Raw genomic sequence first — 20753 nt, forward strand, 5'->3', positions numbered from 1 at the left:
ATACGGAAATATGCACAATGAAAATGAATCCTATGGGGCGCACTGGCGTCATGGTTTCTGAATTATGTCTTGGCACGATGACCTTTGGCACCCAAACCTCCGAGTCCCAAGGGCATGCACAATTAGATTGTGCGCTAGCCAATGGCATAAATTTTGTTGATACAGCAGAAATGTACCCTGTTAACCCTATTTCAAAAAAAACTGTTGGCAAAACAGAAGAAATACTAGGCACTTGGAATGCTAAAAATAAGTCGCGCAGAACAGACTATGTTTTGGCCACCAAGCATTCTGGGGAAGGTTTTAACTATGCGCGTAATGGGGCAGCCATATCCTCACAGACTATTCCTGAGGCTATCGAAGGTAATTTGCGAAGACTGCAAACAGATTATATCGACCTATATCAATTCCATTGGCCCAATCGCGGGTCTTATATGTTTCGTAAAAACTGGGACTTCAACCCTGTCTCTCAAAGCAAAGAAGATACACTAGCGCAGATGGAAGACTGCCTAGAAGCGCTTCAAAAACAAGTTGATAAAGGTAATATAAGGCATTTTGGTTTGTCTAACGAAAGTGCTTGGGGTACTGCTCAGTGGTTACGCTTGTCAGAAGATAAAAATTTACCCCGGGTTGCAACTATACAAAACGAATATTCACTTTTGTGTCGATTGTATGACACGGATCTAGCCGAACTAAGTATGAACGAAGAGGTTGGGTTGATGGCGTTTTCACCTTTGGCGGTGGGATTGTTAACGGGTAAATATCAAAATAATGCCACTCCTGCAGGGTCACGCAAAACTCTTGCTGCAGATTTGGGTGGGCGCACTACAAACCGTGTTTGGCCAGCAGTTGATGCTTATATGCACATTGCTGCTAAGCATGGGGTAGATGTTGTGCATATGTCACTTGCGTGGTGTCTAACTCGACCCTTTATGTGCTCTGCTATTTTTGGTGCAACAAATCAAGCGCAGCTTGAGCATATTCTTAAAACTCCTGATGTAAAACTAAGTGATGAATGCCTTGCTGATATCGCCAAGGCGCATAAGTCACACCCCATGCCCTTTTAGACAGGGTAAGTGCTTACACTCATTATATCTACACAGATTTAAATTTATAAATTACGTTTGTGTGGTTATTCAAATTCAAAGGTACCCTTATGGCAACCCAGCAAGAGATTTCAGCTTTTTTAGCAAAAGAGTTTCCTCAATCCAAATGCGTAATTGAATCCATTGGAGATTGCACTAGTGTGGTTAGCCATGCTGTTGGTTTTGATGAGCTGCGTCCAGGTGGTACCGTTTCAGGGCCAGTGCTGATGGCTTTGGCTGATGTGGCTTTATATACTGCTGTGCTTGGCAAGCTAGGTTTGGTTGCTTTGGCAGTGACGTCAAACTTATCCATCAATTTTTTAAGAAAACCTTCGGCAGATAAAGCCATAGTGGCTCACTGTAAATTAATTAAAGTGGGCCGTACGCTAGTGATGGGGGAGGTGATGCTTTACTCTAGGGGAGATGAAAAGCCAGTAGCCCATGTGATGGGTACCTATGCTTTGCCTGCTAAAACTTAAGCTTTTGTAGGTAAAAACTAAGGTTATAGCATCACCTTAGCTCTTTAATGACAGCCAGCATAGCTGGTAATAAGGCTGCACCCATGTCGCGACTGCGTTGTGCAGACCAGCCATAAATTGGGTCTGGTCGATTAAAATTATCGATAAATGGCATTTCCAAGGTGAATGATAAGCAATTATAGGTATGCCCTACATAGGTGCTTGCAAGTGAAAGATCTGCTTGACCGGGTTCATCGATGTCGTAGCCGTATTTTGTTTGGTAGTCTGGATTACTGGTGAGTAATTGCTGTTTAAAGTTTGCTTCTAGATTGGCCAGTCTAGGTCCATATCCAGGGATGCCTTGGTTATCAACTAAAAATACGTAAGGAATTTCTTCGTCTCCGTGACAATCGATAAAAAGATCGACACCAGTCTCACGCATTTTTTGTTGTGTTAAAAACACTTCTGGGCTTTGGGCCATAGAGGCATTTAGCCACTCACGATTAAGATTAACTCCTGCTGCATTAGTTCGTAGATGCCCTAGCACGCTGCCGTCCGGATTCATGTTTGGAATAATGTAAAATACAGCACTTTCAAGCAGTGCGCGGCTACATGAATCATTTACATCTAATAATTTTTGTAATAACCCCTCTATCGCAAACTCAGCCATGGTTTCACCAGGATGTTGACGAGCAGTGAGCCATATTTTTCTTTTTTGAGGGGCGTCATCACCAATAGTCAAAAGGGACAAAGACCTACCTTCTAGGCTATTACCTAGGCTTGTAAGAGTGCATGAAGGGTAGGTTTGTGCCCATCCAATAAGTTCTTGGTGGCGTTCCCATGAGTAAGGTGTGAAAAAGCTATACCAAACTAGGTCATGCTCTGCTGCATGGCTAAAGGTTAATTGGCCGTTTTCATAGCGCGTGGTGACCCTAAACCACTCTTGCTTATCGTAGGATGCCACCACTTGAAAGTATTGCCAGCCCTCTGGGAAAGCTGCACCTGAGGCATTGGTGAGGCTTATCTCTAAGTTATTTTTGCCTTTAGCTCCAGTAACGGTAAAGTGAAACCACTGATAAAAATCGGATTGATTATCATGACGTATGGCAAGCTCAATGGGGTTGCTGTTGGCATCGATAATCTCAATATTGCCGCTATCAAACTTGCTGTTAATATAAATGCTCATGAGCTTTTCCTTCGCTGGGGCCACTTGAATTTAGTGAAATGTGAAGTTTGCATTAGCGTGCAATCTTGCGTGTAATTAGATCTGGGTATAGAGGTGGTTATCAGCGCCTCAAAAAGCCTCTCAGTAGCTAATTCAGAGTAATCTTTCGTAGTGGGCGGGTGTATCCTCATATGGCCTGAGGGCGTGTAATTGGAGCATCAAGGTGTGTGATAAATGTCCCTTAGCTTGCACTGACTAAAGTGCTACTTTAAGCATTTTCAAGTTCAATCGCAATCACATAAAACACAGTCATCAAACTGATGAGGGTTCAGACAAAGTAATGGGTTTTTTGATCTAGGATTTTTGTAATATATAAAGCAACAAATGGCTGGGATAGCTGGATTCGAACCAGCGCATGACGAGATCAAAACCCGTTGCCTTACCGCTTGGCGATATCCCAGAAATGTCTTACATATTGATCAAAATGGTGGCTATGACTAGATTCGAACTAGTGACCCCATCATTATGAGTGATGTGCTCTAACCAACTGAGCTACATAGCCATTTTGACCGTTTTCAAGCACAGTGGCTGCACTTGAGGACGCGAATTATTCCTTGTTTTGGGGGTGCTGTCAACACCCACAAACAAAGCTTTTACACATTAAATCGGAAGTGCACTACATCGCCGTCTTTTACTCGGTACTCTTTGCCTTCTAAGCGCCACTTTCCAGCTTCTTTTGCGCCTTGCTCACCGTTGCCGGCAATAAAGTCTTCATAGCCTACAACTTCTGCACGGATGAAGCCTTTTTCAAAGTCTGTATGGATTACACCAGCTGCTTGAGGTGCTGTAGCATTTTGCTTTACAGTCCAAGCGCGCACTTCTTTGACACCTGCAGTAAAGTAGGTCTGAAGCTTAAGTAGTTCGTAACCTGCACGAATGACACGGTCTAAGCCTGGCTCTGTCATGCCGATATCTGATAAAAACTCACGTTTATCTTCATCGTCTAATTCACTGATTTCAGCTTCAATTTGGTTACAAACAGCAACAACTTGAGCACCTTCGGTGTCTGCATAAGCTTTAACTGCGTCTAGGTGTGGGTTGTTCTCAAAACCATCATCGGCAACGTTGGCAATATACATCGTCGGTTTGGTTGTAAGTAGGTGAAAGGATTTCACCATCGCTAACTCATCATCATTTAAATCTAGTGAGCGCACAGCAACGCCTTCACTTAGTGGGCCTTCTAGTTTTTCTAAAAGCGCCATAATAGTTTGGGCTTCTTTATCTCCAGTGCGAGCCACACGATGTACGCGAGCCTTCTGTTTTTCTACTGAATCTAAATCGGCTAAAGCCAGCTCCATATTGATAATGCCGATGTCATCTATTGGATCGATACGGTTTGATACGTGAATGACGTTTTCATCTTCAAAGCAACGCACAACGTGAGCGATAGCATCGGTTTCACGGATGTTAGCTAAAAACTTATTGCCCAAGCCTTCACCTTTGGATGCGCCTTCTACTAAGCCTGCAATGTCCACAAATTCCATAGTGGTGGGCATCACACGCTCTGGATCAACAATGGCAGCTAAAGCATCTAAGCGAGGGTCTGGCATAGCCACTACACCTGCGTTGGGCTCTATAGTGCAAAATGGAAAATTTTCTGCGCTGATGCCAGATTTGGTAAGGGCGTTAAATAACGTAGATTTGCCAACGTTAGGTAGGCCTACAATGCCGCAATTGAATCCCATGGGATACCTCTAGTAATAAATTAGTTAGACCGCTTTTTAGCTTGTGTGCAGGTCATTCATAGCTTTTTGCCACTGCCCAGACATCACCTGTGGAATAGCTTTCATTGCTTTATCCATCGAATGCTGGGTGCTGATGCGCTCTTCAAGAGGCGCTTTTTTTAATACGTAACTCGCTACCAGTTTGGCGTTGCCAGGATGACCGATACCTAAGCGTAAGCGGTGGAAATTTTTATCACCACTGAGTTTGCTGATAATATCTCGTAAACCATTATGTCCCCCGTGACCACCACCTAACTTGAGGCGTGCAGTGCCAGCTGGTAGGTCTAGCTCGTCATGGGCAACAAGAATATTTTGCGTATCAATCTTATAAAAGCTACAAAGCGCTTGTACAGCTTGACCACTTAAATTCATAAATGTATTTGGAGCCAGTAAGTGTAGCTTTTGTCCATCCACAAAGCCTTGGCCATAGTCACCAAAAAAGCGTTTTTCTGTGGTCAAGCTAATGCCTTCTTGTTTGGCCAGTTGTATAAGCCAGTCTTTACCTGCGTTGTGACGAGTTTGCTCATATTGAGTGCCAGGGTTACCTAGACCTACAATGAGTTTTATCGGTACATCAGATGTAGAGTTAGACATAGTCTGGGCTCCAAATAAAAACGCCTTTGTTAAGTGAATAACAAAGGCGCTTATACAGCAACAATTAAGTAATGCAGTATTAGCTGCCTTTAGAGCCGCTGATAGTTGCGATAGCTTGGTTGTGGTCATCACCTAAACGCAATGCGCGAATCGTTACGCCTTTTGGCAATACGATATCTGAAAGGTGAACAATGCCACCGATAGCTACATCTTGCATGTCTATAGTTAGACACTCTGGTAAATTTGCTGCCAAGCAAGTGATTTCAACTTCGCTTTTCGCATGAGAAACTGTGCCGCCTTGGATCTTAATGGCAGGTGCACTTGCTTCATTTATAAACCTTAAAGGAACTAAGATGTTGATTAGGTTTGACTTGGTTACACGCAAAAAGTCAACGTGCTGGATTTCATTTTTGGCTGGGTGGCGCTGAATATCCTTAACAATTACAGGCTCTTCTTTGCCAGCAATGTTTAGAGTGATTACAGAGCTGTAAAAGCCTGCTGTTTCAGAAGCTTTCCAAAGGTCTTTATGAACCAAGGTAACAGATTGAGGCTTACGGTTTTTTGCACCACCAAAAACGATAGCAGGTGTACCGCCAGTTAGACGACGTAGGCGGCGGCTCGCACCTTTCCCCAAGTCATCACGGGCTTCAGCATTTAGAGAGATAGACATTTGTCTTTCCTTATTTATTGTCCAGGGCACTTGCGACCGGTGCACTATAGGACGGTTAAAATGGCCTTATTAAAGGCCGATAGTATCAACGCGCGTTTACGACCTAATTTTAGGTGCGAAACATCGCGCTAATGGATTCTTCGTTGCAAACTCTGCGGACAGATTCTGCTAATAAATCAGCCATGGTTAGTTGGCGAATTTTGCTACAGGCTTTGCTGGCCTCAGATAGCGGTATAGTGTCAGTTACTACTAGTTCATCAAGCGATGAGTTACTGATGTTATCAACTGCAGCACCAGATAGCACAGGATGAGTAGCGTAAGCTACAACACGCTTGGCGCCATTAGCCTTCAATGCATCTGCTGCTTTGCATAAAGTGCCTGCTGTATCACACATATCATCTACTAATATGCAGGTACGATCTGTAACATCACCAATGATGTGCATCACTTGAGATTCATTAGCTTTCTCACGACGTTTGTCAATGATTGCTAAATCTGTGTTGAGCTGTTTGGCAACAGCACGAGCGCGTACAACGCCTCCAACATCTGGTGATACAACTAAAGGGTTGTCATAATCTTGTTTGGTAATCTCATCCAATAAAACAGGAGAGCCAAAAACGTTGTCTACTGGAATGTCGAAAAAACCTTGAATTTGTTCGGCGTGCAAGTCGACAGTTAATACCCGGTCAATACCAGAACGAGCCATCATGTTAGCCACAACGCGTGCGCTTATAGGCACACGAGCAGAGCGGGGGCGACGATCTTGGCGTGCATATCCAAAGTAAGGTACCACTGCCGTTACACGGGCAGCAGAAGCTCGGCGCATGGCATCAGCCATTAAAATCAGTTCCATTAGGTTACTGTTGGTAGGTGCGCAAGTAGGCTGGATGATGAATACATCCTTGCCACGCACGTCTTCCAGTAATTCAATAGCACATTCGCCATCGCTAAAGGTGGACACTTTAGCTTCACCAAGAGGGACACCTAAACGATCTACAACCATTTGGGCTAATGCTGGATGGGCACTGCCGGTAAAAACTTTTAGTTTTGACACCTTGGGGGCACCTATGCTTTTTTATGGTTATTAAGACGCAAGCCAATGCTTACGAATTGGAATGTGGCTGGGATAGCTGGATTCGAACCAGCGCATGACGAGATCAAAACCCGTTGCCTTACCGCTTGGCGATATCCCATAAATTTCACGCGCATATTTTCGCGGAATTGGTTTCTAATGTCAACATAATTTGTGCCTTCACTGTCGGTTTGGCGCAAGCTTAGGGCTAAGGTTAGCGCTTAAATTGGGGCTAGGAAAGGGAGACAAGTTGCTCCAACTTTTTAGTACTAAAATAAGACGGATATCCTCGCCAATAATTTCAATCTTCTTGGGCATTGCTAAAGTAACTAAGGAGTCTTCTTGAATATAAGGCAGGGTAGTGAGTTTGTTATAAGAATGGTAGGTCACATGCCAGCCTGATTGCTCTATTGTGCTTGCATCACCTTGTGGATTGTAACTTATTTTTGCCACACTATTAGGCTTTGGAATGCCTCTAACCCAATAGTGTAAGTCCTGCATAGGGAATGACCACCCAAATTCTTGTTCAAATAGATTCTCAATAGTGTTGGAGGTGACTTGGTCTTTGTTGCTGGTAGCAATGACCAAGCCTGGTTTACCTTCTATGCGCAGTTGGCCGCTGCCCAAGGGGCCATTAATTAATAAATCAAATTCATTGCCTCTTTGGCGCCACGTCATTAGGCCAGAATTATTCTTATTATTAACATAAACAGCTAATTTACCTTCAACGTCCCACTGCACAAGCTGTTCTAGTTGCTTTTGTTTGTATGAAAACGGTGAGTAGGCATTGGCTGCTGTTGCTATAGATGGAAGGCTGCTTAAAGGTGCGGTACTGCAGGCTGCGATGCCTATGGAGGCTAAGCCTAAAACGGTGATCCGTATGAGGTTTTTAAAACCTCTAATCCTTTTGGAATTCATTTTGTGCATCCAAGATGGCTTGTTTAATAAGCGCATTATCAGGCTCTTTTTCAAGTGCAAGGTTCCATGTATTAAAAGCACCTTGAGTGTCTCCAAGAGCCCATTTTACAACACCCAAGTGAGCTGCCATTTCTGCTATGGGCATTATATCATAGGCTTGAGAGAGTAAATTTAGGGATTGTCTCAAATGTCCTAGCCGATATTTCACCCAGCCTAGGCTATCCATAATGGCAGGGTTTTTAGGATCTAGGGCGAGTGCTTTGAGAATCAATGCTTGGGCTTCTTTAAGCTTTATATTGCGTTCTGCATAGGAATAGCCCAAGGCATTAAGTGCGTTAACGTGATTAGGTTCTATGTCGATAATGCGCTGTAACATTTGTTCGGTGATATCAAATTGATGAAGTGAATCGGCAAATAAGGCGTAGGCATATAAAAGTGAAATATTATTGGGGTGTTTATGTAATGCTTTTTGGTAGGTCTGTGTAGTTGCTTCAAAGTCTTGTGCTTGTTGTAGATAGCTTATTTCTAAAGCAAAAATATGTGGGCTTAAATCTTGGTTTTGATCGCGCATCTGGAGAAAATATGAAGCCCTTGAAAGTGTGTTGGGGGCCTCTAGTTCAACCAGCAAGTTGAGGGCGTTGACTCGATCAGGGCCTTGGTTTATCTGACTTAAAAAACCGATAGCTTGATTGGGCAGCTCTTCACGAAGGGCACTTAGGGCCATATAGTAGAATGCGCTGTGCTTGGTTGGGTCAAGCTCTATAGCTTTTTTTAAATAAGAAATCGTTGCTGAATAATCATTATTTTCATAGGCTAAAAGGCCCGCTGAATATTGAAAGTAAAAGTGATTGGGCTGGCGCCTTGTTAGCTCTTTGAAATATTCATATGCCAAAACAGGGCGACGCATTAGCGTAAATGTTTGAGCATGCTGATTAATCAACACGCTAGGAGCCTGCTCCAGTGGTCTAGTATATTGGGACAAATAACGATCTGCACCGTCCAGATCATTACTTTGAATTAATAAATCCCCATAAAAAAATTGCGCTTCAAGGTACCTTTCATCAAATGATAGTGATGTTTCTATATGCGCTATAGCCTGATCAGTTTGGTCTAATTTTTTTGCCAAAATAGCCAGTGCGTAATAAATCTTTTTGTGACTTGGGTAGGTGCCTAGCCATAACTGGAATTGATGCTGTAAACCTTTTTGACTTACGTCAGTACTTAAGTTCGCTACACGAACCAATCCTTCACCACCACCACCACGTTTAAGCTCTTTTTCTAAAGCATCTATGGTTTTTTCAAATTGTTGGTTAAGGCTTTGTGCCTGAGCGATGTATTGCCAGGGAAGTGGGTCTTGGGGTGCAAGCTGGCTCCATAAAAAACTAGCTTGAATGAGAAGGTCTGGTGTTTGAGAAAGCTGTGCTGAATATGTGGCTCGTATGGCGGTGTTTAGGTCTTGGGTTGATTTGGCAGCTTCAATCAGTTGTGTTGTTGAGGTTTTGTAATCGCCTCTTTGTAATGATAGTTCACCTATTAAAAGCTTAGATAGCTGCGCAGTAGTGAGGTTATGCTTAGGGCTTGGTAAATTTTGCTCAGTTTCTATGTTGCCAATTTTGATTGCACTATTACTTGTGCTGCTACAACTTATAACCATAACGCAGGCAATGACAACACCTACAAGGCGGGCACCCCAGTGAATGTTGAAGAATAAGTAAAGTGATGGCAATCCCGACAAAATTAAGTTTCTTTGCTAGTGCAGTAATGATTAAGTGTATCAAATGGGGGCCTTTACACAATACTCGCGTAACCACAAAATGATAAATATTAAACCGCTTTTTTGTGATTAGTAGGGCGCAAATACAATAGCCCTTACTTAGGCGCTTTGTTTGCTATGGAGGCGGTTAAGTTTCGGGTATAATAGTTTTTTTAGCGTTTCGTAACTGTTTGGCATCCGCAGACCATCATGACTTTGTTTGTATTCGGCATTAACCACACCACAGCCTCTGTTGATATGCGTGAAAAGCTTGCCTTCGCGCCAGAAATTACTGCGGCTGCTTTACAGCAGTTAGTGAGTCAAGAAGGGGTGTTAGAAGCGGCTATTTTATCTACCTGTAATCGCACAGAGATTTATGGCAGGCTGGACTTGGGTGCTGAAAAAGTTATTCAGCAGGATGCGCAATTAAGTATTGAGTCTGGTCATGTGATTGCCAAATGGTTATCTGACTTCCATCAGGTTCCTTTAGACCAAGTAAAGCACCACAGCTACTTTCAGCAAGACGACCAAGCTGTTAAACACATGATGCGAGTGGCAAGTGGCCTAGATTCTATGGTGTTGGGAGAGCCACAAATTCTTGGCCAGTTAAAGTCTAGTTTTTCTGTAGCACGACAAGAAAAAACCGCCACCAGCCATTTAATCCGCATGTTTCAAAGTGCCTTCAATATGGCTAAATATGTGCGCACTCATACGGCTATTGGTGAGAATCCAGTGTCTGTAGCCTTTGCTGCAGTGGCTATGGCGCGGCAAATTTTTGCTAATTTACAAGATCAAACTGCATTGCTCATTGGTGCTGGTGAAACCATAGAGCTAGTAGCTCGTCATTTACATGATGCAGGGCTAAAGAAAATTATTGTAGCTAATCGCACGTTAGCTAGGGCGCAAGAGTTGGCTCATGAATTTAATGCACAAGCGGTTTTGTTAGCAGATATTCCAGATCATTTAGCTGCTGCTGATATTGTAATTTCCTCTACTGCCAGCCAATTGCCCATATTAGGTAAAGGCGCAGTAGAGCTAGCACTTAAAGAGCGTAAACATAAGTTGATGTTTATGGTGGACATCGCAGTGCCTCGTGATATAGAAGCGCAAGTGGCCCAACTTGATGATGTTTATTTATATACCGTGGATGATTTAAAAGATGTCATCGACGAAGGTATGCGTTCTCGTCAAGAGGCTGCAAAAGCTGCTGAAGTGATGATAGAAGAAGGGTTGTTAGCCTATCTAGAGTCAGAGCGTGCACTAGATGCAGTGGATAGTATTCGCGATTATAGACAGCGAATGGAAGCGATAAGAGATGAAGAGTTGGAGCGCGCGATAGCGCTGTTAGCTAAAGGTGGGGAAGTAGAGATGGTTATGCAGCGTTTTGCTAGATCCCTCACCAATAAAATGATGCATGCACCTACGGTGCAATTAAAAAAAGCCAGTGCCTTAGGTGATGATAAAAGTCTAGCCTTATTGCAAACCATGTTTGATTTGAATAAAACCTTATGAAAGCCTCAATACTTAGTAAATTAGAACGCCTACAAGATCGCTATGAAGAACTAGAAGCCCTATTGGGTGTAGCCGAAGTGATTATGGATCAGGATAAATTTAGAGCTTATTCCAAAGAATACGCAGAGCTTGAAGACGTAGTTAATAACTACGGCCAATACGTTCAGTTGCAAGCTGATATGGAAGAAGCCAAGCTTATGTTGGCTGAAGATGACGCTGAAATGAAAGCCATGGCTGAGGAAGAAATTCAAGATGGTAAAAAGCGTCAAGCAGAGCTAGAGCTAGACCTGCAAAAGCTTTTATTACCCAAAGATCCTAATGACACCCACAACACCTTTGTAGAAGTTCGTGCAGGCACAGGTGGAGATGAAGCGGCTATTTTTGCTGGAGATCTTTACCGTATGTATACACGCTATGCTGAAAATATGGGCTGGAAGGTCGAGATTATTAGTCAAAACGCAGGCGAGCATGGTGGCTATCGTGAAATCATCTTGCGCATGGTAGGCAATGATGTGTATTCACGTCTTAAATTTGAGTCAGGTGCTCATCGTGTTCAGCGGGTGCCAGAAACAGAGTCACAAGGGCGCATCCATACTTCTGCTTGCACTGTGGCTGTCATGCCAGAAGTAGACTCGGTCGATGAAGTTGATATCAATAAAGGCGACCTTCGTATTGATACCTTTAGGGCCTCTGGTGCTGGTGGTCAGCACGTTAACAAAACAGACTCAGCTATTCGTATCACTCACCTGCCCACAGGCACTGTAGTAGAGTGTCAGGACGAAAGGTCTCAGCATAAGAACAAAGCCCGTGCTCTGTCCCTTTTGGCTTCTAGGCTGCTTTCTAGTGCGCAAGAAGTAGTTGCAGCAGAACAAGCAGATGCCCGTAAAAGTTTGGTAGGTAGTGGTGACCGGTCTGAGAGAATACGCACCTATAACTATCCTCAAGGTCGGGTAACAGATCACCGCATAAACCTCACTCTTTATAAATTGGGTGATATTATGGAAGGTGATGTGAACTGCATTATTGAACCACTAAGCAATGAGCATCAAGCCAATCTGTTGGCTTCTCTAGCAGAAAATGAAGGTTAGTTCGAACATAATGTCTAACTCTGGCCCTAACTACACGCGCCAACGCGCATTAGCTTGGGCCAAGTTAAGTTTTTCTACAGCAGCTCAGCCCACCCAAAGCCCTGCTTTGGATGCCCAGCTTCTGTTATGTAAGGTGCTAGATGTGACTAATGCTAGCCTCCATGCTTGGCCAGACAAGCTTCTAAGTATGGAGCAGTGGAGTGGGTTTGAAGCTTTGGTACAAGAGCGCTGCTTGGGCAAGCCTGTAGCTCACTTGTTGGGCACGCAAGGCTTTTGGAGTTTAGACTTACAAGTTGATGCATCCACCTTGATTCCTCGCCCAGAAACTGAGCTGTTAGTTGAAATAGTGCTTGAGTTAAATTTACCCCGTTGCGCCAGTGTTTTAGATTTAGGTACGGGCAGCGGTGCTATCGCACTAGCTTTGGCTAGCGAAAATCCCTATTGGCAAATAGTAGGTGTGGATCAATCATTAGCTGCTGTGAATCTTGCGAAAGCTAACGGGTTTAGCTCCAGTTTAGAGCAAGTTAAATTTTGCCAAGGTAACTGGGCCCATGGGTGGGTGAAAGACGACTCTAAACCCCTGCACTGTATTGTTAGTAATCCTCCTTACATCGATGCCCAAGACCCCCATTTAAATCAAGGTGATGTGCGCTATGAGCCCTTATCTGCCCTTGTGGCTGATAACCATGGCATGGCAGACATCGAAACCATTGCGCAGCAAGCGGCACAATTATTGGAAGTAGATGGGTGGTTGGCATTTGAGCACGGCTACGATCAAGGCGAAAAAGTAGCTAAACTATTAGCCAGTTTAGGATTTAATCATGTCACTACGCGTAAAGATTATAATGGCCAAGACCGAGTGACTTTTGGCCAATGGTCAGCTAATGCAGGAGCTAAATTATGAATGATGAGCAGCTGCAGCGTTATAGTAGGCAAATCATGCTGCCAGATTTTGACTATCAAGGGCAGCAAAAATTACTAAGCGCTAGGGTGCTGATTATCGGTCTAGGAGGTTTGGGCAGCCCTGTGGCACTGTATTTGGCATCTGCAGGTGTGGGTACTTTGGTATTGGTTGATGATGATGTGGTAGATCAGTCCAACTTACAGCGCCAAATTATTCATGGTGAAGCTGATATAGGTACAAGTAAAGTCTTGTCGGCCAAGCAAAGTATTGCTGCACTTAATAGTGATGTGTTGGTAGTGACGATCAACAGTCGGCTTGAAGCTAGTGCGTTACTAAAAGAAGTAATAAAGGCTGATGTGGTATTGGATTGTTGTGATAATTTAGCGACACGCCTAGCGGTTAATAAAGCCTGCTTGCAAAGCCACACACCTCTTGTTTCTGGCGCTGCTATTCGTATGGAAGGCCAGATTACAGTTGTGGATCCTCGCCAACCTAATACACCTTGTTATCACTGCTTAACTCAACTTACAGGAGATCAGCAAGGTAGCTGTTCAACTAACGGTGTGATGGCACCACTTGTTGGGATTATTGGAGCAACTCAAGCGATGGAAGCCATAAAGGTGCTTTCTAGCTTCGGGGAACCATTAGTGGGTAAGCTGTTGTTATTGGAAGCAAAAACGATGCACTGGCAAACTTTTAGCCTAGCTAAAGACATGAATTGCGTAAGCTGTGGTGAAAATTAATCAAATCTCATTTTTTTTATCCTTTTTTAGTGTTTTTTGGGTTTGTTCGGCTGTAGAGGCTTGACTCTAAATCTCAATGGTTTACTATACGCGCTCTCTGCGGAGGGGTGGCAGAGTGGTCGAATGCAACGGTCTTGAAAACCGTCGTGGGTTTGTAGCCCACCGAGAGTTCGAATCTCTCCTCCTCCGCCATTTTATTTGTGCAGGTGTGATGTTTTTAATCATATTTGAGTAGTAACGTAATAGGTTTTTATATTGCGTATTAGTATTAAGGGGCGCAATCTACCAAGCCCCGTAGAGAATTTGGGTCGTTAGCTCAGTTGGTAGAGCAGTTGGCTTTTAACCAATTGGTCGGGCGTTCGAGCCGCCCACGACCCACCATATTAAATCGTATCAACCGGTAAATGTTGGTCAGTTTATTGCTGTACAGTAATAGGTTGTGTGGACATAATTTTTAAACTATTAAAGTTTATTTATTATTAAAAAGTAAGGGGCGCAGTCTACCAAGCCCCGCAGAGAATTTGGGTCGTTAGCTCAGTTGGTAGAGCAGTTGGCTTTTAACCAATTGGTCGGGCGTTCGAGCCGCCCACGACCCACCATCATAAGAAACAGCCCTCGCTAGGCAACTAGCGGGGGCTTTTTTGTGGCTAAAACTAAACCACGATGCTTAAAGACCCAGGGTTCAAGTAAGTGGTCAGCCTCACCAATATCATGGGAGTGGCGAGTGTGTAATGGGTAAGCGCGTTCATATACCAGAACCATGTTTGGCCAAGAATCTGCGGTTGTAAGTTGAATGAGTGTTTCGTGGTTAATAGGAACAGGGTCGCTATAATGACGTGGTCCACCGATCCAATGCCACTTGGGTAAAATAATAAACCCTCGTTCTAACCCCTCAATGGGTTTAATCTGCTCAAGTTCATGGTGCTCTAGCCACCAACCACGCTGATGATTTGGGTCAACACCAATGTCTTTGACAGTGGTGGAGTGCCAGTTTTCATAGGCATAGAACAAGATGCCCGTTAACAGCAGCTGACGGTGACTTGGCAGGGGTAAGCACTGTTGCTGTAAGAAATCTAATACTTGCTCAGTGTGGCTCAATGGAAGCTGGTGTTGGCGTAACCTATCCCACTTAAGGTCTAAGCGGTCTCGCCCCGCTGGGCCAATAAAATCTTCTAGCCTAGAGCCGCCCTTAGTGAGTAAATAAAACTTTATCGAAAGCTCTAAGTGCACAACTTCGCTGGCACTATTTCGATAAATAAGATCTAACTCGCCAAGGGTTCGTTGGGGTGTTTGAATCACCAAGTTTCTGGCAATAATGTGGTTGTTTTTGGATGCGTTGAATAAATGTTCGACGCAATCTTCAAAATGTTTGCCCAAGCGATAGGCGGGCTGTGCAGGGTAAGTTACCAAGCGATTCATGGCTACTTTGGGTTCGACGGTAATATCTTGAGGAATAAATAAGCTTACTGTGGGTGTGGCCAACATAAGGGGTTGGCTTTGTAACAGCCAATCTAAGTCAACTTGGATATCAACTTCAATGGGATTGCCAGTTTCATGGTTGTATTGATCTTGTTGGCCCACAATAGACACCCTAACTTACTGTTTGATAAGGGAGTATAATGGCACAGATGAACGCGACACAACTACAATCCTATTATGATCAAACACCTAACGCTCGAAGAATGGCGTTAGTGAGTGTAGGTTTGGTAATGGTGGTATGTTCTCTAGCTCTTTCTGCGGTCAATATCGCTATTCCTCGCATAGCCTTTGATTTGCAAGCCAGTGCAATTGCGGTGAGCTGGATTCCTGTGGCTATGTTGTGGGGTAATGTAGTTTTCTTATTACCTATAGGCCGCCTTGCAGACATCGTTGGGCGAAAACGCATGTTTGTCACTGGCATAATACTATTTATCCTGTCTTCTTTGTGCGTACTGCTGCCACAATCTATTACCTCTTTGTTGCTTATCCGAGTGGTGCAAGGCATTTCTAGCTCTATGGTTTATGGCACTAGCATGGCGATTATTGGTGTAGTTTATGCCAACTCTAATCGAGGCCAAGCTTTAGGGATAGCGGCATCGTCTGTATACCTTGGGCTCACTCTTGGTCCATTAATAGGAGGTTGGTTAACCCAGCATTGGGGTTGGCAAAGTGTGTTTTGGGCACCCACTGGTGTCTTAATTTTGTGTTTAGTGGTTTTATTTGTGTATGTTAAAGGTGACTGGAAGTCGCAAGTAAGAGTGGCGTTTGATTGGCAAGGGAGTTTGATTTTTGCTGCGTGGGTGAGTGCTTTTATGCTTGGTTTGTCACGCTTAACAGACTGGCGTTTTGCTTTGTTAGCTCTATTTGGCTTGGTGTTATTGGCCTTTTTCGTATGGCATCAATCCAGGGCGCCATCACCCTTGGTAAAGCTCTCTGCATTGCGGGCTAATCGCATATTTAACCGTTCTTTGCTATCAGCGTTCTTTATTTATGGCTCTAGCTTTTCTATGGTGTTTTTACTGAGCCTATATTTACAATACATTCATGGCTTAAGTCCTAGTGAAACAGGTCAAATTGTATTAATACAAACCCTCATAATGATGGTATTAGCGCCTATTACTGGCCGCCTATCTGATCGTTTTGAACCACGAATACTATCCACCATAGGATGTGGTTTTTTTGTTATTGGTTATGGCATGTTGTTTAGGCTGGATATGCAAACTTCATTGCATTATGTAATGCTGGCATTGGTGTTTTTAGGCTTGGGCTTTGGTTTCTTTTCATCACCTAATAACAATGCAGCCATAGGCTCGGTGGCAGCTGATAAGTTGAGTATTGCTGCGGTATTGCTTAACTTAGCGCGAACTATGGGTAATATGGTGAGCTCTGCTATAGTAATGACACTTTTTAGCGTGACCATGGGTGGTGCAGCCATCACCTTGGAGCTTTATCCTGAACTGTTGTTTGTAATTAAAGTCACCATGGCTTTGTCGATGGGTTATGCCTTGATTGCGGCTATTTTTTCGTATCGCCGAGGCACTATTCATTAAGGTAAATCATTTAATGAGTGCTACAGTTTATTATTCAGCTGCAGCGCTTTTATAGTCAATAGCAATAATTTCATAGCCTTTATCTAGGTCGCTTAGTTCTACTCTATCATCTAATTGCTTGCCAATAAGTGCTAAGGCAAGAGGTGAGTCTATGCTGATAAATCCTGAGCTTGGATTAAGCTCATCAGCTCCTACAATACGATAACAGCGTTCATTGTCATCATCGTCCACTAATGTAACCCAAGCTCCAAAATACACTCTATTTGGATCTGCAGGTGTGCCTTCCACTACTTTGATGCGATCAAGTCGACGTTGTAAATACAAAATGCGACTGTCCATTTCGCGTAACATTTTTTTGCCATAAATATATTCAGCATTTTCTGAACGATCGCCCAAAGCGGCTGCTTCCCCTACGGCTTGAGTTATTACGGGGCGTTTATTGCGCCACAAGTCATCTAGTTCAGCTTTAAGTGCTGCTGCGCCTTCTGGAGTAATTAAAGGTGAGCGTTTTGGGCCTGGCGCGCGGTAGCGACCAGCGAAGCGTTGTTTAGCAGATTTCATAATGTACATAACCTTGAGATAGCTACAGGAATTGCAGTTTCTACGCGCATGATCCGAGGCCCAAGGGAAAAGGGCGTAAAGCCTTGCTGGATTAATTTATCCACTTCGTACTCAGTAAACCCGCCTTCTGGGCCAATAGCCAAGGTGGTTGCTTGTTGGTTGGCAGTGGGGCATTGGTGGGCATCACGTGGATGGGCCACAAGGCGGCGACTTTGGCCTGCCCATTGATCAAGCTTATCTTCTACGTAAGGTTTAAATAGTTGCGCTTTGTGCACCAAAGGCAGCTGTGTGGTACCTGCTTGCTCAAGCCCTAAGATTAAGTTGTCATAAATGCTTTGGGGTTGCAAAATGGGTGTTTGCCAATAGCTCTTTTCTACTTTGGCACTATTTAATAATGTAATTTCGCTCACACCCAAAGTAGCACAGGTCTGCAGTATTCTGCGCATCATTTTGGGTCTAGGTATCGCAAGCAATAGTTTTAGTGCAAGTGGCGCAGGGCTAGCTTGATTGAATACGACCTCTAAATGAGTCTCAAGTGGAGTGTGAGAAATGACCTTTGCTAAACCAATAGCGCCATTAATTTGACCTACTCTAATCGTGTCGCCAATAATAGGCTTGATCACTTTAGCTAAATGAGTTTGACGACGCAGGTCGTTAATTATGATCTGTCTCGTATGAGACAGTTCGCTAGCGTTAAAAAGTAGTATATTCATAGCGTCACAGTATAATGGGTGATTCGATATATGTGTTGGAGTTTGTGTGGTTATTATTGGTATTGCAGGAGCATCGGCTTCTGGTAAAAGCGTATTGGCAAAAAATGTAATGGACGGGTTTGGGGCAGATCAAGTCATGATGATGTCAGAAGACAGCTATTACAAAGACCAACACAACTTATCTAAAGATCAGCGTAACCTGACCAATTATGATCACCCAGATGCAATGGATCATGATCTGATGGCCCAGCACCTTGAGGCACTATCTATGGGGCAAACCATTGAGCAGCCTGTTTATAGTTTTCATGAACACTTACGTTTGTCACAGACAGTGTTAATGAAACCTTGTAAAGTGTTAATTGTTGAGGGTATTTTGTTGTTCACGCAAGAGCGGTTGCGATCTTTGTTTAATCTACGCATCTTTATGGATGTTCCATTGGATGTTTGTTTAATTAGACGCTTAGAGCGTGATGTAAACGACAGAGGCCGAGATTTACAGTCAGTTTTGGCGCAATATCAAGCCACAGTAAGGCCTGGTTATTTTAACCATATTTCTCCTTCTCGTGGGTTTGCTGATTTAATTGTACCAGAGGGGGGTGAAAACCCGGCAGCCATAGAATTATTAAAAGCTCGGGTCGCACAAATGCTGATCTAGCTGATACAACTACCAATTGGAGACGATAATGAATAAAACCTTAGTACTCACTGCCATCTGTGCAGACCGTCCAGGCCTTGTGCAAATGCTTTCTGAAGTTATTTACACTCATGATGCCAGCTGGGAAGAGTCTAGTATGGCCCATCTTTGTGGTCAATTTGCCGGCATTCTTACAGTCAATGTTGACGAATCCTTAATTCCCGCTCTTGAGAAGGATTTACGTGAGTTAAGTAAGCATGGTATGGCGGTTACTTTAAACGAAAGTGTAGATGCACCTGAAGCTGACAATCAACACACTATTTGGTTAGACCTGACTTGTCATGACAAGCCAGGCATCATGCGTGAAGTGTCGAATGTGTTTGTAGCACAACATGTCAGTGTGCAAAGTTTAGATACAGAAGTAGTTAGTGCATCAATGTCTGGTGGAGAGATGTTTGTTGCTGGGGCTCAATTGTTAGTCTCAAAAGACTTTGACATGGATAACCTACAGCAAGCACTTGAAGGTTTATCTGATGACTTGATGGTGGACTTAGCTCTTGCTGATGAGGAGTAAAACTGCCGTTAAAAGCGCAGTTTTACTCTCAAACTAAGCTGAGCGTGCTAACACAGCGCGTTTAGCTTTTTGGCTAATAGGCCATTGACTTGGCCTGGATTAGCAGAGCCTTTAGAGGCTTTCATTACTTGGCCCATAAAGAAGCCTAGCATTTTACCTCTTTTGTCTTCTTGGGCTTCCAAGTATTGTGCTACTTGTTTGGGATTGTTGGCAATAACCTCATCCACCATTAAATCAATAGCAAAGACATCGTTGACCTGCTTAAGACCACTGGAAGCAATAATTTCATCCACTTCACCCGTTTGATTCCACAAGCCTTCAAAGACAGTTTTAGCACCCTTGCCATTAATCGTATCATCCTTAATGCGGCAAATAAGCTGGCCAAGGCGGGCTGCACTTACTGGGCATTGTTCAATTTCAATATTATTTTGATTCATGTATTTAGCGACTTCACCCATCACCCAGTTGGCGCTCAGTTTGGCGTCATCACACACATCAACAACAGCTTCAAAATAATCAGCTAAGTGTCTGGATGAAGACAATACAGCAGCATCATATTCACTCAAACCAAGTGTGCTTACAAAACGTGCACTACGCTGGTCTGGCAGTTCTGGCAAGCTTTGGCGAATAGCTTCAATGTAGGCGTCATCAATTTCGATAGGTAGTAAATCAGGGCAAGGGAAATAACGATAATCGTTGGCTTCTTCCTTGCTGCGCATAGGCCGTGTTTCGTTCTTATCGGCATCGTAAAGGCGGGTTTCTTGTACAATTTTGCCACCATCTTCCAAAATATCAATCTGCCTTTCCACTTCTATATTAATGGCGCGTTCAATAAATTTAAATGAGTTGATGTTTTTCAATTCAGTACGGGTACCAAGTTTTTCTTGCCCTTTAGGACGCAGTGATACGTTGGCGTCGCAACGCATAGAACCTTGCGCCATATTGCCATCTGAAATGCCTATAGTGGTTACAATAGCGTGCATCTTTCGCATGTAGGCGACGGCTTCTTTGGCGCTACGCATATCTGGCTCAGAGACGATTTCTAGCAAAGGGGTGCTAGAGCGGTTTAGGTCAATGCCAGTCATGCCATCATAGTCTTCGTGCAATGACTTTCCAGCATCTTCTTCAAGGTGCGCACGGGTGACACCAATGCGTTTGGTTGTGCCGTCCTCTAGTTGAATATCCAAATGACCCAAACCTACAATAGGGTGATCCATTTGGCTAGTTTGATAGCCTTTTGGCGAATCTGGATAAAAGTAGTTTTTTCGAGCAAATACAGAGTGTTTGCACACTTGTGCATCTATAGCAGTGCCAAAAGTCACAGCCATGCGTAAAGCAGCTTCGTTAAACACTGGTAATGCGCCCGGCATACCCAAATCTACCAAAGTGGTTTGAGTATTTGGTGCTGCACCAAAGCCTATTTTAGCACCCGAAAATAGCTTTGTTTTTGTAGCTAATTGAACGTGAATCTCTAAACCAATAACAATTTCCCAAGTCAT

Annotated in this window: 20 protein-coding genes and 6 tRNA genes; 12 read left to right on the plus strand and 14 right to left on the minus strand. The window is 43.7% G+C overall.

From position 1 onward, the window contains the following. The first annotated feature begins 17 nt into the window (after positions 1–17). Both ABXT42_RS02480 and ABXT42_RS02485 read left to right on the plus strand, forming a co-directional pair. Positions 18–1064: an aldo/keto reductase gene (locus tag ABXT42_RS02480; protein ID WP_443628802.1), complete on the plus strand. Its 1047-nt coding sequence runs from the start codon at positions 18–20 to the stop codon at positions 1062–1064. Positions 1065–1153: 89 nt separating this feature from the next. Next, a complete protein-coding gene (locus ABXT42_RS02485; RefSeq protein ID WP_443628803.1) occupies positions 1154–1561 on the plus strand; it encodes a PaaI family thioesterase in 408 nt (135 codons plus the stop codon). A 31-nt stretch (positions 1562–1592) separates the two neighbouring features. On the opposite strand, the gene ABXT42_RS02490 is transcribed toward ABXT42_RS02485, so the two are convergent. The 10 genes from ABXT42_RS02490 to ABXT42_RS02535 form a co-directional block, all read right to left on the minus strand. After that, complete coding sequence (locus ABXT42_RS02490) at positions 1593–2726, minus strand: M14 family metallopeptidase (RefSeq protein ID WP_443628804.1); 1134 nt, start codon at positions 2724–2726, stop codon at positions 1593–1595. Positions 2727–3090: 364 nt separating this feature from the next. Next, positions 3091–3165: transfer RNA gene (locus ABXT42_RS02495), tRNA-Gln, on the minus strand. A 25-nt stretch (positions 3166–3190) separates the two neighbouring features. Next, positions 3191–3267 (minus strand) — tRNA-Met (locus ABXT42_RS02500). 91 nt (positions 3268–3358) lie between these two features. Continuing rightward, positions 3359–4450 (minus strand): redox-regulated ATPase YchF, encoded by a 1092-nt coding sequence (gene ychF / locus ABXT42_RS02505; RefSeq protein WP_443628805.1) that lies wholly within the window; start codon positions 4448–4450, stop codon positions 3359–3361. A 36-nt stretch (positions 4451–4486) separates the two neighbouring features. Continuing rightward, complete coding sequence (gene pth, locus ABXT42_RS02510) at positions 4487–5083, minus strand: aminoacyl-tRNA hydrolase (protein ID WP_443628806.1); 597 nt, start codon at positions 5081–5083, stop codon at positions 4487–4489. Between the two features lie 79 nt (positions 5084–5162). Beyond that, positions 5163–5753 (minus strand): 50S ribosomal protein L25/general stress protein Ctc, encoded by a 591-nt coding sequence (locus ABXT42_RS02515; protein ID WP_443628807.1) that lies wholly within the window; start codon positions 5751–5753, stop codon positions 5163–5165. Between the two features lie 109 nt (positions 5754–5862). Next, positions 5863–6807, minus strand: coding sequence for a ribose-phosphate pyrophosphokinase (locus tag ABXT42_RS02520; RefSeq protein WP_443628808.1), 945 nt, complete (start codon positions 6805–6807; stop codon positions 5863–5865). Positions 6808–6871: 64 nt separating this feature from the next. Continuing rightward, positions 6872–6946 (minus strand) — tRNA-Gln (locus ABXT42_RS02525). A 59-nt stretch (positions 6947–7005) separates the two neighbouring features. After that, positions 7006–7743, minus strand: coding sequence for a lipoprotein insertase outer membrane protein LolB (gene lolB, locus ABXT42_RS02530; protein WP_443628809.1), 738 nt, complete (start codon positions 7741–7743; stop codon positions 7006–7008). Continuing rightward, positions 7724–9478, minus strand: coding sequence for a tetratricopeptide repeat protein (locus ABXT42_RS02535; RefSeq protein WP_443628810.1), 1755 nt, complete (start codon positions 9476–9478; stop codon positions 7724–7726). Before ABXT42_RS02535 ends, lolB begins: the two co-directional genes overlap by 20 nt. Before the next feature lie 228 nt (positions 9479–9706). Here ABXT42_RS02535 and hemA point away from each other — a divergent pair, with 228 nt between their 5' ends. The 7 genes from hemA (at position 9707) to ABXT42_RS02570 (ending at position 14342) form a co-directional block, all read left to right on the plus strand. Further along, positions 9707–11008 carry a glutamyl-tRNA reductase gene (gene hemA / locus ABXT42_RS02540; RefSeq protein ID WP_443628811.1) on the plus strand — a complete coding sequence of 434 codons (1302 nt, stop codon included), beginning with the start codon at positions 9707–9709 and terminating at the stop codon, positions 11006–11008. Beyond that, positions 11005–12096 (plus strand): peptide chain release factor 1, encoded by a 1092-nt coding sequence (prfA, locus tag ABXT42_RS02545; RefSeq protein ID WP_443628812.1) that lies wholly within the window; start codon positions 11005–11007, stop codon positions 12094–12096. The genes hemA and prfA overlap by 4 nt, the downstream gene beginning before the upstream one ends. Before the next feature lie 10 nt (positions 12097–12106). After that, entirely contained in the window at positions 12107–13000 is an 894-nt protein-coding gene (gene prmC, locus ABXT42_RS02550; protein WP_443628813.1) for a peptide chain release factor N(5)-glutamine methyltransferase, read from the plus strand. Beyond that, the gene (locus tag ABXT42_RS02555) at positions 12997–13743 is read left to right on the plus strand and encodes a HesA/MoeB/ThiF family protein (RefSeq protein ID WP_443628814.1); all 747 of its coding nucleotides are present in this window, start codon (positions 12997–12999) and stop codon (positions 13741–13743) included. Before prmC ends, ABXT42_RS02555 begins: the two co-directional genes overlap by 4 nt. A 101-nt stretch (positions 13744–13844) precedes the next feature. Continuing rightward, positions 13845–13935: transfer RNA gene (locus tag ABXT42_RS02560), tRNA-Ser, on the plus strand. A 113-nt stretch (positions 13936–14048) separates the two neighbouring features. Continuing rightward, positions 14049–14124 (plus strand) — tRNA-Lys (locus ABXT42_RS02565). Between the two features lie 142 nt (positions 14125–14266). Beyond that, positions 14267–14342: transfer RNA gene (locus ABXT42_RS02570), tRNA-Lys, on the plus strand. Positions 14343–14361: 19 nt separating this feature from the next. Here ABXT42_RS02570 and ABXT42_RS02575 read toward each other — a convergent pair. Continuing rightward, on the minus strand, positions 14362–15324 hold the full coding sequence (locus ABXT42_RS02575) for a DUF1853 family protein (RefSeq protein ID WP_443628815.1): 963 nt from the start codon (positions 15322–15324) through the stop codon (positions 14362–14364). Positions 15325–15362: 38 nt separating this feature from the next. On the opposite strand from ABXT42_RS02575, the gene ABXT42_RS02580 reads away from it, so the two are divergent. After that, the gene (locus ABXT42_RS02580; protein WP_443628816.1) at positions 15363–16772 is read left to right on the plus strand and encodes an MFS transporter; all 1410 of its coding nucleotides are present in this window, start codon (positions 15363–15365) and stop codon (positions 16770–16772) included. 30 nt (positions 16773–16802) lie between these two features. Here the strand turns inward: ABXT42_RS02580 and greB are convergent, their stop codons facing one another. Beyond that, the gene (greB, locus tag ABXT42_RS02585) at positions 16803–17333 is read right to left on the minus strand and encodes a transcription elongation factor GreB (protein ID WP_443628817.1); all 531 of its coding nucleotides are present in this window, start codon (positions 17331–17333) and stop codon (positions 16803–16805) included. Next, on the minus strand, positions 17330–18046 hold the full coding sequence (locus tag ABXT42_RS02590; protein WP_443628818.1) for a 16S rRNA (uracil(1498)-N(3))-methyltransferase: 717 nt from the start codon (positions 18044–18046) through the stop codon (positions 17330–17332). The genes greB and ABXT42_RS02590 overlap by 4 nt, the downstream gene beginning before the upstream one ends. Before the next feature lie 46 nt (positions 18047–18092). Here ABXT42_RS02590 and udk point away from each other — a divergent pair, with 46 nt between their 5' ends. Then, positions 18093–18701 (plus strand): uridine kinase, encoded by a 609-nt coding sequence (gene udk, locus ABXT42_RS02595; RefSeq protein WP_443628819.1) that lies wholly within the window; start codon positions 18093–18095, stop codon positions 18699–18701. Positions 18702–18729: 28 nt separating this feature from the next. After that, positions 18730–19254, plus strand: coding sequence for a glycine cleavage system protein R (locus ABXT42_RS02600; protein WP_443628820.1), 525 nt, complete (start codon positions 18730–18732; stop codon positions 19252–19254). A gap of 47 nt (positions 19255–19301) precedes the next feature. Here ABXT42_RS02600 and gatB read toward each other — a convergent pair whose 3' ends face one another. After that, positions 19302–20753 (minus strand): Asp-tRNA(Asn)/Glu-tRNA(Gln) amidotransferase subunit GatB, encoded by a 1452-nt coding sequence (gene gatB / locus ABXT42_RS02605; protein ID WP_443628821.1) that lies wholly within the window; start codon positions 20751–20753, stop codon positions 19302–19304.

It is taken from the genome of Candidatus Njordibacter sp. Uisw_002, assembly GCF_047730155.1.
GTDB lineage: Bacteria > Pseudomonadota > Gammaproteobacteria > Pseudomonadales > Balneatricaceae > Njordibacter.

Bases quoted from the DNA above. Each gene is read 5' to 3' on its own strand.
- prmC (WP_443628813.1), top strand. From the start codon at position 12,107: ATGTCTAACTCTGGCCCTAACTACACGCGCCAACGCGCATTAGCTTGG.
- ABXT42_RS02580 (WP_443628816.1), top strand. From the start codon at position 15,363: ATGGCACAGATGAACGCGACACAACTACAATCCTATTATGATCAAACA.
- ABXT42_RS02485 (WP_443628803.1), top strand. From the start codon at position 1,154: ATGGCAACCCAGCAAGAGATTTCAGCTTTTTTAGCAAAAGAGTTTCCT.
- ABXT42_RS02555 (WP_443628814.1), top strand. From the start codon at position 12,997: ATGAATGATGAGCAGCTGCAGCGTTATAGTAGGCAAATCATGCTGCCA.
- greB (WP_443628817.1), bottom strand. From the start codon at position 17,333: ATGAAATCTGCTAAACAACGCTTCGCTGGTCGCTACCGCGCGCCAGGC.
- ychF (WP_443628805.1), bottom strand. From the start codon at position 4,450: ATGGGATTCAATTGCGGCATTGTAGGCCTACCTAACGTTGGCAAATCT.
- ABXT42_RS02590 (WP_443628818.1), bottom strand. From the start codon at position 18,046: ATGAATATACTACTTTTTAACGCTAGCGAACTGTCTCATACGAGACAG.
- ABXT42_RS02490 (WP_443628804.1), bottom strand. From the start codon at position 2,726: ATGAGCATTTATATTAACAGCAAGTTTGATAGCGGCAATATTGAGATT.
- ABXT42_RS02480 (WP_443628802.1), top strand. From the start codon at position 18: ATGAAAATGAATCCTATGGGGCGCACTGGCGTCATGGTTTCTGAATTA.
- gatB (WP_443628821.1), bottom strand. From the start codon at position 20,753: ATGACTTGGGAAATTGTTATTGGTTTAGAGATTCACGTTCAATTAGCT.
- hemA (WP_443628811.1), top strand. From the start codon at position 9,707: ATGACTTTGTTTGTATTCGGCATTAACCACACCACAGCCTCTGTTGAT.
- lolB (WP_443628809.1), bottom strand. From the start codon at position 7,743: ATGAATTCCAAAAGGATTAGAGGTTTTAAAAACCTCATACGGATCACC.
- ABXT42_RS02600 (WP_443628820.1), top strand. From the start codon at position 18,730: ATGAATAAAACCTTAGTACTCACTGCCATCTGTGCAGACCGTCCAGGC.
- pth (WP_443628806.1), bottom strand. From the start codon at position 5,083: ATGTCTAACTCTACATCTGATGTACCGATAAAACTCATTGTAGGTCTA.
- ABXT42_RS02515 (WP_443628807.1), bottom strand. From the start codon at position 5,753: ATGTCTATCTCTCTAAATGCTGAAGCCCGTGATGACTTGGGGAAAGGT.
- prfA (WP_443628812.1), top strand. From the start codon at position 11,005: ATGAAAGCCTCAATACTTAGTAAATTAGAACGCCTACAAGATCGCTAT.